Origin of the sequence: Silvimonas amylolytica (assembly GCF_014645555.1) — a bacterium.
Lineage (GTDB): Bacteria > Pseudomonadota > Gammaproteobacteria > Burkholderiales > Chitinibacteraceae > Silvimonas > Silvimonas amylolytica.
Genome location: NZ_BMLY01000004.1, coordinates 337,896 through 350,814 on the forward strand (window position 1 = coordinate 337,896; position 12,919 = coordinate 350,814).

A 12,919-nucleotide genomic window follows, 5' to 3' on the forward strand; every position below is an offset into this window, starting at 1 on the left:
TCCTGAACGCGGACCCTGAACCTGCAAGGTCTGGCAGATTGCCGGGGCGGCGGGAAGGGTAATTTTTCGGTATCATTACGCCTCTGTTTACTCTGGCAAATCCGGATCAGACCCACATGGCAGAAGTTCTCAAATTGCGCGGCGGTGCTGCGCTCTCCGCTTTCCGTGTCGAAAAACTGCAGGCTGCGTTGACCAGCCAAGGTATCAAGGCGGATATCCAGGCCGAATTCTGGCATTTCGCTGAAACCAGCACCGCACTGACTGAGGCAGAGCAATCCACGCTGGAACGCGTGCTGCATTACGGTGATCCGGCCCCGGCCGCAGCAGGCAAAGGCTCGCTGTTGCTGGTATTGCCGCGTCTGGGGACGATCTCCCCATGGTCTTCCAAAGCGACCGACATCCTGCAACATACCGGTCTGGACAAAATCAGCCGTATCGAGCGCGGTATTGCGGTGTATGCCAGCAAGAATGGGCAGCCGCTCTCTACCGCAGAAAAAAACCTGCTGCTGCCGCTGATCCACGATCGTATGACCGAACAGGTCTTCGAAACGCTGGATGCCGGTAACGAGCTATTCCGCCATCTGGATGCCAAGCCGTTCCTGAGTGTGGATATCCTCAAGGGTGGCCGCGAGGCACTGGACAAAGCCAACCAGGAGTTCGGCTTTGCCTTGTCGCCTGACGAGATCGACTATCTGGTCGAGAGCTACAAAAAGCTCAATCGCAACCCTAGCGATGCCGAGCTGACCATGTTTGCGCAGGCCAACTCCGAACATTGTCGTCACAAGATTTTCAATGCCGACTTCATCATCGATGGCGAAAAGCAATCGCACTCGCTGTTCGGCATGATCCGCGAAACCCACAGGGCGCACCCGCAAGGCACGGTGGTCGCGTACAACGACAACTCGTCCGTGATTGAAGGTGCCGATATCGGCCGCTTCTTCCCGCAGCCGGGCAGCGCCGAGTACGGTTACAACGATCAAACCACCCATATCCTGATGAAGGTGGAAACCCACAATCACCCGACGGCGATCTCGCCGTTCCCGGGCGCAGCGACCGGTTCTGGTGGCGAAATCCGTGACGAAGGCGCCACGGGCCGCGGTTCCAGGCCCAAGGCCGGTTTGTCTGGCTTTACGGTCTCCAACCTGAATATTCCGGGCGCGTTGCAAGCCTGGGAAACCGAACAATATGGCAAACCGGATCGCATCGCTTCGCCGTTGCAGATCATGATCGAAGGCCCGATCGGCGCTGCCGCGTTCAACAACGAATTCGGCCGCCCCAATCTGGCGGGTTATTTCCGTACCTTTGAAGAAACCTGGCATGGCGAGCGCCGTGGCTACCACAAACCCATCATGCTGGCCGGTGGTCTGGGCAATATCTCTGCCGCGCACATTGGCAAGAACGACATCCCGGATGGTTCGCTGCTGATTCAGCTGGGCGGTCCGGGCATGTTGATTGGTATGGGTGGCGGTGCTGCCAGCTCGATGGCAACTGGCGCGAACGCTGCTGACCTGGATTTTGATTCGGTTCAACGTGGCAACCCGGAAATCCAGCGTCGTGCACAGGAAGTGATCGACCGTTGCTGGCAGTTGGGTGACCACAACCCGATTCTCTCGATTCATGACGTGGGCGCTGGCGGGATCTCTAACGCGTTCCCGGAACTGGTCGACGGTTCGGATCGTGGCGCGGTGTTTGAACTGCGCAAGGTACCAGTTGAAGAAAGTGGCATGGCGCCGCGTGAGATCTGGTCCAACGAATCGCAAGAGCGTTATGTGCTGGCCATTCCACCGGAAAGCCTGCTGGCCTTTGAGGCCATCTGTGAGCGTGAGCGTTGTCCGTTTGCGGTGGTCGGCCGCGCGACGGCTGAAAAGCGTCTGGTCGTCGCCGATGATCATTACGGCAATAACCCGGTCGACATGCCCATGGATGTGCTCTTGGGCAAACCGCCCAAGATGACGCGTGACGTGCAGCGCGTGCCGGTCAAGGGCGAAGTGTTTGATTCTTCCCGGCTGGAACTGAAAGACGCGATCTACCGCGTACTGCGTCTGCCGACAGTAGCGAACAAGTCTTTCCTGATCACCATTGGTGACCGTTCCGTGGGCGGTATGACCGCGCGTGACCAGATGGTCGGCCCGTGGCAAACCCCGGTGGCTGACGTGGCCGTCACGGCCATGGGTTACAACACCGTGCTGGGCGAAGCCATGAGCATGGGCGAGCGTACGCCACTGGCATTGCTCAATGCCCCGGCTTCCGGCCGTATGGCCGTGGGCGAGGCGCTGACCAACCTGGCTGCTGCACCAATCGCTGATCTGGGTGATGTGAAGCTGTCTGCCAACTGGATGGCGGCGGCTGGGCATACCGGTGAAGATGCCAACCTTTACGACACCGTCAAGGCCGTGGGCATGGATCTGTGCCGCGATCTGGGCGTCAGCATTCCGGTGGGTAAAGATTCGCTGTCGATGAAGACAGTGTGGCAAGAGCGTGATCAGAAGAAGGAAGTGATTGCGCCGTTGTCGCTGATCATCTCTGCATTTGCGCCGGTCACCGACGTGAAGAAGACCCTCACGCCGCAACTGCAAACCGAACTGGAAAGCGATCTGATCCTGATCGACCTGGGCGATGGCAAGTGCCGCCTGGGTGGTTCTGCACTGGCACAGGTGTACAACCAGATCGGCCAGTGGGCTCCGGATGTGGTCAGCACTGAGCGCTTGAAAGCGTTCTTTGACACCGTGCAAAAGCTTAACCGCGAAGGCCGCATTCTGTCGTATCACGACCGTTCCGACGGTGGCGTGATTACCGCAGTGGCTGAAATGATGTTCGCCAGCCATGTGGGTGTGACGCTGGAAATCGACGAGCTGTGCATCGAGCGTCGTCGTCGTGGTCGTGAAGAAGACGAACAGACTTCCGCTGAAGGCATCGCCCGTGAAGAAAACGGCCGGGTGATGGGCGTGCTGTTCAACGAAGAATTGGGCGCCGTACTGCAAGTGAAGCGCAGCGACACCTCTGCGGTGATCGCCGAGTTCAGCAATGCGGGTATTCGCAGTGAACTGCACGTGATTGGTACGCTGAACCATGACGATCGCTTGAAGATTAAAAAGCGCAACCGTCTGGTGCTGGACGAAACCCGTGTTGAACTGCAAAAAGCCTGGTCCGAAACCAGCTACCAGATTCAACGCCTGCGTGATAACCCGGCCAGTGCAGATGCAGAATTCGCCCGCATTGGCGACAAGCATGACAAGGGTCTCTTCGCCAAACTGACGTTTGAACCGGCGCAAGATATTGCCGCGCCGTTCATTGCCAGCGGTGCCCGCCCGACCATTGCCGTATTGCGTGAACAAGGTGTGAACGGCCAGGTCGAAATGGCTGCAGCGTTTGATCGCGCCGGCTTCAAGGCCGTTGACGTACACATGAGTGACATCATCAGCGGTCGGATTTCGCTGGCTGACTTCAAGGGCATTGCTGCTTGTGGCGGCTTCTCTTATGGCGACGTGCTGGGCGCTGGTGAAGGCTGGGCCAAGAGCATCCTGTTCAACGCCCGTGCTCGCGAGCAGTTTGAAGCGTTCTTCCAGCGTGCAGATACCTTTGGCCTTGGCGTGTGTAACGGTTGCCAGATGATGGCGAACCTCTCCGGCATTATTCCGGGCGCAGAAGCCTGGCCGAAGTTCACCCGTAACCGCTCTGAACAATTTGAAGCGCGTGTGGTGATGGCCGAACTGCCGCAGTCGCCGTCGCTGTTCTTTGGCGGCATGACTGGCTCGCAGATTCCGGTGGTGGTCTCGCACGGCGAAGGTTTTGCCAATTACAGCCAGCAAGGCGATATTGGCAAGACGATCGTGGCTATGCGTTATGTCGACAGCCACGGCAAGCCGACAGAAACCTATCCGCTGAATCCGAATGGCAGCCCGCAAGGGATTGCCGGTGTGACGACGGCGGATGGCCGCTTCAGCATCATGATGCCGCACCCGGAGCGGACGTTCCGCACATTGCAGATGTCATGGCATCCGGCAGGGTGGGGTGAAGATAGCCCGTGGATGCGGATGTTCCGCAACGCCCGTATGTGGCTTGGGTAAGCACCCGTAAAAGCCCCGCTGGACTGCGTTACGCTCGCTTGTCGTACCGACCGTGTACTGCCTGCGCTCGCGTACCTTGCCAGCGGGGCTTTTACGGGCGCCGAAGCGTTGGTGATACGCGAACGGCGGAAAACAAAAAAGCGTGCTTCGGCACGCTTTTTCTATTGTGTGCTTGCCGTATTGGCAGTGGGCGTATCTGTTGGTCGCAGTTGGGGTTGTTTTTGACTTTCTCCCCCCTATCGAGGACTTTTCCGATTGAGGGAGGGAGACCTTAGGCTCCCGACTGATTGAGGGAAGCCCGGAGGGCAAAAGTCCGGGGGGGCCTTTCTTTGGTTACTTTCTTTGGGCCCGCCGAGGGGGCGAAGCAAAGAAAAGTAACGTGCTCCGGCCGCCGCCGGCATCAAAACGCCTTTGACACCGCGCCGGCAGGCGCTAACCCGCGCCAGAATGTCGCAAACAAGCCCACATTGCTGCGCTGCGTCTTGAACCGCTGCGCGCCTCCTGGTATCCAACCGGAATAACACAACCGGAAGGCCATGCCATGTCCGAACGCTATCGTTCCTTCTCTGCGTTTTACCCCTTCTATCTCAGCGAGCATCGCAACCTGACCTGCCGTCGGCTGCATTTTGTCGGCTCGCTGGGTGTGTTGGCGTGTCTGGCCATGCTAATGACCGGGCATGGCTGGAGCTGGTTACTGGCCGCGCTGGTATGCGGGTACGGTTTTGCGTGGGCAGGGCACTTTTTCTTTGAACATAACCGACCGGCCACCTTCCAGTATCCGCTCTATAGCTTGCTGGGCGACTGGGTGATGTTCAGTGAAATCTGCCGCGGGCGTATCCGCTTGTAGCAAACAGACTCAGGATGTCTGGCGCTGGCGCGCCCGCTGCCGGGCCTGCAGCCCTGCAGCCAGGGACAAAAGATCGGCCATGCGTTTGTTGTTGCTGGCCTGTGCCAGCGACAAGGGTGTTTCACCATCCACGTGGCGGGCTGTCGCGTCTGCGCCCAGATCAAGCAGTGCGACAGCGGTGGAAAGATGACCGTTGGCCACCGCTTTGTGCAGAGCGGTCCAGCCTTCATTGGTGGCGGTATTCAGATTGGCACCGATCGCAACCAGCTTGCGTACCACTTGTTCGTGGCCTTGGCTGGCGGCTTGTAGTAGCGCACTGAAACCTTGATGGCTTAGCTGGTTGACGTTCACGCTTCGGTCCACCAGCAACTGAATGATCTCTTCGTGCCCGGTCAAAGCGGCCCAATGTAGCGCGGTGTAACCATCCCGATCTGCCGCATGAATATTGGCGCCGTGCTGCAACAGTAACAGCGCCATTTCGCTTCGGCCTTCAAATGCGGCGCGGATCAATGGCGTCCATTGGCCTTCTGTTTCCAGGTGGTCTACCGGAAGACCCGCCTCCAGAAACAGCAGTACCGCGCTGATATTGCCTTGCGAGACTGCTCGCTGGAAGTCCTCGGCCGAAGCATCAAAACCCAGTTCACGCAGCTGGTTTTCTACCGACTCCCGCACGTGTTCCCAGATATCTTCATGCTCTTCCTGCAGGCCAAGGATCTGGTCATGTGCCAGTGATACCGCCATGAGTTCTGCGCCGATCTCTGGTGGAAAACCTTGGCGGTCATAGCGATCCATGATGAGCAACTCATCAAAATAATCGTGCAGGTTAGGTGTGCCCCACAGTTCCATGATGCGGGTGACAATGCGCGGAAAGCGCGCAGCCAGTTGCTCCGGGTAACGGTGTTCCAGCTTGTAGGCAGCCAGTTTTTCACGTAGCGGATCGGTCATGTCGGGGGCGAGCAGTTCAGGTGTGTAGATCCGACTCGCTTGATTGTGGCGGGTCGGTATTGATATACCGCTAACGTAGCACTTTTATGACCGTCTGTATGTGCCACCGGTTTCTTTCTTGCTGGACAAGTGCGAACACTATCGCTAGAATGCCGCCTCTTGCTGCCTGTATGGGCCGCAAATGCCGACATGGTGGAATTGGTAGACACGCTATCTTGAGGGGGTAGTGACTGCGGTCGTGAGAGTTCGAGTCTCTCTGTCGGCACCAAAGAATACCTCAACAAAAAGCCCGGAGCATTGCTTCGGGCTTTTTGTTTTTGCGCTGCTTGTCAGCCAGCGTAAAGCACAAAGACGGTTGGGCGTTTGTGCAGGTCCGGAGTGCCCTGTTTTTTCCATTGGCCTGCTTCCCGCGTCACAATCATCTCGTCGGCCGTGGTGATGTCCCGCGCGACAGTCAGCAAAGTTTGCGGTCGGCAAGTGGCGAGCAATGCTTCGAACAATGCGCCATTGCGATAAGGCGTCTCGATGAACAATTCGGCCTGCTTGAGTTTGGCTGAGTCTTGTTCCAGCTTGCGGATAGCATCAATGCGTGCTGCGCCATCGGCGGGCAAATAGCCATTGAAGCGGAATTTCTGCCCATTGGCGCCACTGGCCATCAAGGCCAGCAGGATGGACGAGGGCCCGACCAGCGGTGCGACGCGAATGCCGCGGGCGTGGGCTAGCCGGATCAGATTTGCACCCGGATCGGCCACACCTGGACAGCCTGCTTCTGACATCAACCCGACGTCGTGCCCGGCAAGGAGTGGTGCCAGCAGTGCGGCCAATTCCTTGTCCTGAGTATGCTCGTTGAGTTCTTGCATCCAGAGGCTGCGTAGTTCATGCGGGGTGCCAAACGCCTTGAGCATGTGTCGCGCGGTCTTGGGCGCTTCAACAATGAAGTGCGTCAGTCGGCGTGCAATGCTAATGACATCTGCCGGGAGAACACTGTCGAGGGTGTCCTCGCCCAGCGGAACGGGCAAAAGATATAAAGTGCCGGTGGTCACAGAACCTCCACGCCGTGTTGTTGCAACAGATTGCACAAAGCAATCAGAGGCAGGCCGATCAATGCGGTAGGGTCGGTGGACTCGACCGCCGCAATCATCGCAATGCCCAGGCTTTCTACTTTGGCACTCCCGGCGCAGTCGTACGGTTGTTCGCGGCGCAAATAGTGCTCGATCTGGGCGTCAGAATAATTGCGCATCGTGACCCGGGTAATATCGGTAGCGCTATCAGTCTGGCCGCTGGCGGCATCAAAAAGCGCCACGGCGGTGTGAAATTCGACAGTACGGCCGCGCATTTGGGATAGTTGTGCCACGGCGCGCTCGTGCGTGCCCGGTTTGCCCAGTTGCTGACCATCCAGCAGTGCTACCTGGTCTGAGCCGATCAGCAAGGCGGTCGGAAAAGCGCCTTTCAGGGCGTGGGCTTTCGAGATGGCAAGGCGCAAGCTGGTTTGCGCTGCAGTTTCGCTGGCCAGCGGGGTTTCATCGACCATGGGCGAGGCCGTATCAAACGGCAGGCCCAGTCGCGACAAGAGGTCGCGCCGATAGACGGATGTAGAAGCCAGAATCAACGGTCTGGCCGGAAGGGCTTGTTTTTGCATGGGAAATTCTTGTGCTTTGGCTCAAAAAGCCTTTGACAGAAGGGCGTCGCGGATTATATCATGCGCGGTTTCTTAGCTCCGGCGGCCTTGGCCATGAATGTGATCGACAGCGCGTTATTCGCGCGTGAGCAACGGGAATTGTCCGGTACCCTTGCGGTATCGTCACTCACTCGTTTGCACGATCAGTTGGCCGATCAGTCTGGCTCGGTGGAGTGGGAATTGCAGGGTGGTGTCGACAAGATCGAACGTCCCTGGCTCAGTCTGGCGCTCAAAGGACAGTTGCGGCTTGTATGTCAGCGCTGCCTCAAACCGATGGACTGGCCGTTTGCCACAGAGGCGCTGCTGACGCAGTTCTCTGATGAAGCAAAGCTCGACGAAGCCGAAGAGCAGGATGAAGAACTTGAAGGCATGCTCGTTGATCCAGCGCTGGATGTAGAAGCGCTGATCGAGGAAGAAGTCATCCTTGCTGTACCGTTTGCGCCCATGCACGATCATTGTGGTGGCACAGAAGGTGCAACAGAGGCTGGCAAGAAACCGAATCCGTTTGCTGTCCTGGCTGGTCTGAAAACCAGGAAAGCGGAATAACGGACGAGACCGTAAAGCCGGATGTGCTTATAGCGTCGTCCGTTGCATCATCAAATACATAACTGGTTTTCAAGGAGTACCCAAATGGCTGTTCAACAGAATAAAAAGTCCCCGTCCAAGCGCGGCATGCATCGCGCCCATGACTTCCTGACCGCTCCGGCTCTGGCTGTTGAAGCCACGACCGGCGAAACGCACCTGCGCCACCACATCAGCCCGAACGGTTTCTACAAGGGCCGTCGTGTGATCAAGGCCAAGGGCGAATAATTCGCTTCGGGTGAAAACCCTTTATAACCATATGGTTATGTTAGCGGCGCAAGCGGGAGTCCCTGCTTGCGCCGTTCGCCATTCTGGCCAAGCGATTCGCAAAGCAGACCAAAGCTAATGGATATTACTGTTGCTGTTGACGCGATGGGCGGTGACCATGGCACCCATGTCACCGTACCTGCCGCGCTGCGCTTTCTGGACGACCACCCCGATGTGAACATCGTGCTGGTCGGAATGCCTGACGCCATTGAGGCTGAACTCAAGGCGCGCCGCCGTACGCTCGGCCCGCGCCTCAGGGTGCAGCCGGCCAGTGAAGTCGTCACCATGGATGAGGCGCCGCAATCGGCCCTCAAAAACAAGAAAGACTCGTCCATGCGGGTGGCAATCAACCTGGTCAAAACCGGTGGTGCCAACGCGTGTGTGTCGGCGGGCAATACGGGCGCGCTGATGGCGACTGCACGTTTTGTGCTCAAGACCATCAAGGGGATTGATCGCCCGGCCATTGCCAAAATGCTGCCGACGCGCAAGAACACCTATTCGTGCGTGCTTGACCTGGGCGCCAACGTCGATTGCACGCCACAGCACCTTGTGCAGTTTGCAATCATGGGCGCCATGCTGGTTTCGGCCACACGCCAGCAAGCCCGCCCGAGCGTTGGGTTGTTGAATATCGGTGAAGAAGAAATCAAGGGTAATGAAGTGGTCAAAGAGGCCGCTGAACTCTTGCGCCGTTCAAATCTTAACTTCCATGGCAACGTGGAAGGTGACGACATCTACGCCGGTACGGTGGATGTGATTGTTGCCGATGGCTTTACCGGCAACGTCGCGCTCAAGACCTCTGAAGGTCTGGCGAAGATGATTGCTGAGCAGCTGCGGGAAGAATTCCTGCGCAACTGGTGGTCACGTTTGCTGGCAGGACTGGCTTGGCCAGTATTGTCGCGGTTCAAAAAACGCGTTGATCCACGCCGGTACAATGGCGCATCTTTGCTCGGCCTCAACGGTATTGTGGTAAAAAGCCATGGCGGAGCGGATCGCATGGCGTTTTACTGGGCACTGTCACAAGCCGTTGACGAAGCCCGCGCCGGTGTGACCCAGCGCATTGCCGAGCAGGTGCAGCAAGAGCTTGAATTGCTCGCTGCCCAGCCAGAGGTTGGCGCAGTCTCCCCCGATACGCCTTTAGCCTGAACGGGCAACGCGCCCGTTCAGACCCTGCCAGGAGAATAAATCCATGTATTCGCGCATTGCCGGCACCGGTTCTTACCTGCCGGCCAAAACGCTGACCAACCAAGATCTGGCGCAGAAAGTTGAAACCAGCGACGAATGGATTGTCTCGCGGACCGGTATCCGTGAGCGCCGTCTTGCCGCTGCAGATGAAACCACGTCTGACCTGGCCTTCAAGGCTGTCGAGCGAGCGCTGGCTGCTGCAGGCAAAACGGTTGAAGACATTGATCTCTTGATTGTCGCAACGACGACGCCTGATAGCGTCTTTCCGTCGACAGCATGTATTTTGCAAGACAAGCTGGGCGTGCACGGCTTTCCTGCGTTTGATGTCCAGGCAGTCTGTTCGGGCTTTATCTACGCCCTGGCTACCGCTGACAAATTTGTGCAGACCGGCGCTGCCAAATGCGCAGTTGTCGTTGGCGCAGAGAAACTCTCAAACATCGTTGACTGGAATGACCGCGGTACCTGCATCTTGTTTGGCGATGGCGCCGGCGCTGTAGTGCTGACTGCGAGTGAAGAGCCGGGCATTTTGCAGACTCGCCTGCGCGCTGATGGTCGGTACCGTTCCATTCTGAAAGCGGATGCACGTCTGCAAGGTGGCGAGATTTCCGGCAATCCGTATATCTATATGGAAGGCAACGCGGTCTTCAAGTTTGCCGTGCGTGCGCTGGCCGACATCGCTGTAGAAACCCTGGCGGCTGCCGGTCTGGAAAAATCTGATATCGACTGGCTGGTACCGCATCAGGCCAACCTGCGCATTATCGAATCCACAGCCAAGCACCTGCATCTTTCTATGGACCAGGTCATTGTCACTGTGGACCGTCACGGTAATACTTCGGCCGCGTCGATTCCGCTGGCGCTGGATGAAGGTATTCGTAGCGGCAAGATCCAGCGAGGGCAGACCCTGATGCTGGAAGGCATTGGTGGCGGTTTTGCCTGGGGCTCCGCGCTGATCCGGTACTGAAAAACACGGCGCTTTATGCGCCGTTTGTTTTTTCAAACAGTCATTTGAACTGATCGCTCGCGATCAGCCCATACAATGCTTTGCTGTAAAGTTCGACCTGCACAATCCGGCGCAAATTAATACGCGCGACAGGGCAGGGGACGGACAGGTGCAGCGAAGGTAACAAGGAGAAAATCCATGAAACTGGCATTTGTATTCCCCGGCCAGGGTTCGCAGGCGATCGGGATGATGAACGCATGGGCCGAGGTGCCCGTTGTGAAGGCCACCTTTGATGAGGCCTCTGGTGTTCTGGGTCTGGATCTGTGGAAGATGGTTGCTGAAGGCCCGGCTGAAAACCTCAATGCGACGATCAACACCCAGCCAGTCATGCTGACCGCTGGCGTCGCGGTGTGGCGTGCCTGGCAAGCTACCGGTGGCCGTACGCCTGACGTATTGGCCGGTCACAGCCTCGGTGAATACGCAGCACTGGTTGCTGCGGGCGCCATGGGGTTTGGCGACGCGTTGCAATTGGTACGTCTGCGTGCAGAAGCGATGCAAAATGCCGTGCCTGCCGGTGAAGGCGCCATGGCCGCTGTGCTGGGTCTGGATGATGCAGCGGTGGTCGCTGCGTGCGCGCAGGCAGCGCAGGGTGATGTGGTGCAGGCTGTTAACTTCAACTCGCCCGGTCAGGTGGTGATCGCGGGTTCCAAAGCGGCCGTTGAGCGAGCATGCGAGACCGCCAAGGCAGCCGGTGCCAAGCGCGCCATGCTGCTGCCGGTATCCGTGCCGTCTCATTGTGACCTGATGAAGCCGGCTGCCGAGGTGTTGAAGGCTCGTCTCGCTGCTATCAATATCGCTACGCCTGAAATCCCCGTGCTTCACAATGCCGACGTTGCCAGCTATGCCGATGCCGACCGTATCCGTGATGCCCTGGTGCGCCAGTTGTATATGCCGGTACGCTGGGTGGAAACCGTCAGCCATATGGCGGCAGATGGCGTCGGTGTGATTGCGGAATGCGGTCCGGGCAAGGTGCTGGCAGGTTTGAACAAGCGTATCGCTGCGGATGCCCAGCAATTTGCGCTGACCGATCCGGCTGCGCTGGACGCGTTGCGCGCGGCGGCCTGAATCAAGCCGCGGCGTGAAGCATTGCCTGGATTGGCAGCGTTCATGGCCGCGTTAAATGAATTTGAGGAGATAAATCCATGAGTCTTGAAGGCAAGATTGCGCTGGTGACCGGCGCATCGCGCGGCATTGGCCAGGCCATTGCGCTTGAACTGGCAAAGCAAGGCGCGACCGTACTGGGTACGGCAACGTCCGACAGCGGCGCTGAAGCAATTACCGCATACTTGAATGCGGCCGGTGCGAAGGGGCAGGGCCTGCGTTTGCAAGTGACCGAAGAAGGCGCTTGTGAGGCGATTGTGGGTCAAATCGAAAAAGAATTTGGCGCAATCACCATCCTGGTCAACAATGCCGGCATCACGCGCGATAATTTGCTGATGCGCATGAAAGATGAAGAATGGGATGCCATCATGGCGACCAACCTCAAGCCCGTGTACCAGCTTTCAAAAGCAGTTATTCGTGGCATGATGAAGGCGCGCTGGGGCCGGATTGTGAATATTGCCTCTGTTGTGGGTGCAACCGGCAATCCTGGTCAGACCAACTACTCTGCAGCCAAGGCTGCACTGTTTGGTTTTACCAAGTCGCTGGCCCGCGAAATTGGCAGCCGTGGTGTGACCGTGAACGCTGTGGCCCCCGGCTTTATTGATACCGATATGACTAAAGTATTGCCGGAAGAGCAAAAGGCAAAACTGGTCGAAAGCATTGCGCTGGGCCGCTTGGGCGACCCGCAGGACATCGCCGACGCAGTCGCGTTCCTTGCCAGCGACAAAGCCGGTTACGTTACCGGCAACACGCTGCACGTGAACGGTGGCATGTTCATGAACTGATTCTTTCCGGTGTGCATTCAGATGCTTGCGTGCCGGGGAATGGAAGTAGTGTTACAACCGTATGGCGTGTGCATTTTCATCAATTGAAAGCTGAGGCGCTTGGCGTTCAGGTTTTTTTTGGTAGAATGCGGACGCATTTTTCCGAATCTTAGAAAGGCTTGGCTAAACCCATGGAAAACATCGAACAGCGCGTGAAGAAAATCGTTGCTGAGCAACTTGGCGTACCGGAAACCGACGTCAAAATCGAATCGTCCTTCGTGAACGATCTCGGCGCCGACTCCCTCGACACCGTTGAGCTGGTGATGGCACTCGAAGAAGAATTCGAATGCGAAATCCCGGACGAAGAAGCTGAGAAGATCACTACTGTTCAGCAAGCGATTGACTACGTCAGCGCCCACCTGAGCAAGTAATCGTTCCGATTCGTCTCCATGGTCGCCTGGCGACCGTGGTCAGAGCGGTGCGCAA

At 57.6% G+C, this 12,919-nt stretch carries 12 protein-coding genes and 1 tRNA gene; 10 read left to right on the forward strand and 3 right to left on the reverse strand.

Annotated features, from left to right (window positions below):
• The first annotated feature begins 116 nt into the window (after positions 1-116).
• Both purL and IEX44_RS13850 read left to right on the forward strand, forming a co-directional pair.
• Complete coding sequence (purL, locus tag IEX44_RS13845) at positions 117-4,067, forward strand: phosphoribosylformylglycinamidine synthase (protein WP_188694878.1); 3,951 nt, start codon at positions 117-119, stop codon at positions 4,065-4,067.
• 541 nt (positions 4,068-4,608) lie between these two features.
• Entirely contained in the window at positions 4,609-4,914 is a 306-nt protein-coding gene (locus tag IEX44_RS13850) for an Mpo1-like protein (RefSeq protein ID WP_188694882.1), read from the forward strand.
• A gap of 9 nt (positions 4,915-4,923) precedes the next feature.
• Here the strand turns inward: IEX44_RS13850 and IEX44_RS13855 are convergent, their stop codons facing one another.
• The gene (locus tag IEX44_RS13855; protein WP_188694885.1) at positions 4,924-5,859 is read right to left on the reverse strand and encodes an ankyrin repeat domain-containing protein; all 936 of its coding nucleotides are present in this window, start codon (positions 5,857-5,859) and stop codon (positions 4,924-4,926) included.
• 183 nt (positions 5,860-6,042) lie between these two features.
• Between IEX44_RS13855 and IEX44_RS13860 the strand changes: the two genes are divergently transcribed.
• Positions 6,043-6,127, forward strand: a tRNA-Leu gene (locus IEX44_RS13860).
• Positions 6,128-6,188: 61 nt separating this feature from the next.
• Here IEX44_RS13860 and IEX44_RS13865 read toward each other — a convergent pair.
• Positions 6,189-6,902: an SAM-dependent methyltransferase gene (locus tag IEX44_RS13865; RefSeq protein WP_188694888.1), complete on the reverse strand. Its 714-nt coding sequence runs from the start codon at positions 6,900-6,902 to the stop codon at positions 6,189-6,191.
• Positions 6,899-7,498, reverse strand: a complete 600-nt coding sequence (locus IEX44_RS13870) for a Maf family nucleotide pyrophosphatase (RefSeq protein WP_188694890.1) — start codon at positions 7,496-7,498, stop codon at positions 6,899-6,901. The genes IEX44_RS13865 and IEX44_RS13870 overlap by 4 nt, the downstream gene beginning before the upstream one ends.
• A gap of 60 nt (positions 7,499-7,558) precedes the next feature.
• On the opposite strand from IEX44_RS13870, the gene IEX44_RS13875 reads away from it, so the two are divergent.
• The 7 genes from IEX44_RS13875 (at position 7,559) to acpP (ending at position 12,864) form a co-directional block, all read left to right on the forward strand.
• The gene (locus tag IEX44_RS13875; protein WP_188694893.1) at positions 7,559-8,083 is read left to right on the forward strand and encodes a YceD family protein; all 525 of its coding nucleotides are present in this window, start codon (positions 7,559-7,561) and stop codon (positions 8,081-8,083) included.
• Positions 8,084-8,167: 84 nt separating this feature from the next.
• Entirely contained in the window at positions 8,168-8,347 is a 180-nt protein-coding gene (rpmF, locus tag IEX44_RS13880; protein ID WP_188694896.1) for a 50S ribosomal protein L32, read from the forward strand.
• A gap of 117 nt (positions 8,348-8,464) precedes the next feature.
• Complete coding sequence (gene plsX, locus IEX44_RS13885) at positions 8,465-9,529, forward strand: phosphate acyltransferase PlsX (protein ID WP_188694899.1); 1,065 nt, start codon at positions 8,465-8,467, stop codon at positions 9,527-9,529.
• Between the two features lie 43 nt (positions 9,530-9,572).
• Positions 9,573-10,529 carry a beta-ketoacyl-ACP synthase III gene (locus IEX44_RS13890; protein WP_188694903.1) on the forward strand — a complete coding sequence of 319 codons (957 nt, stop codon included), beginning with the start codon at positions 9,573-9,575 and terminating at the stop codon, positions 10,527-10,529.
• Between the two features lie 177 nt (positions 10,530-10,706).
• Complete coding sequence (gene fabD / locus IEX44_RS13895; protein WP_188694907.1) at positions 10,707-11,633, forward strand: ACP S-malonyltransferase; 927 nt, start codon at positions 10,707-10,709, stop codon at positions 11,631-11,633.
• 77 nt (positions 11,634-11,710) lie between these two features.
• Positions 11,711-12,454, forward strand: a complete 744-nt coding sequence (gene fabG / locus IEX44_RS13900; protein ID WP_188694909.1) for a 3-oxoacyl-ACP reductase FabG — start codon at positions 11,711-11,713, stop codon at positions 12,452-12,454.
• 170 nt (positions 12,455-12,624) lie between these two features.
• The gene (acpP, locus tag IEX44_RS13905; protein ID WP_184099651.1) at positions 12,625-12,864 is read left to right on the forward strand and encodes an acyl carrier protein; all 240 of its coding nucleotides are present in this window, start codon (positions 12,625-12,627) and stop codon (positions 12,862-12,864) included.
• Positions 12,865-12,919: the final 55 nt, after the last annotated feature.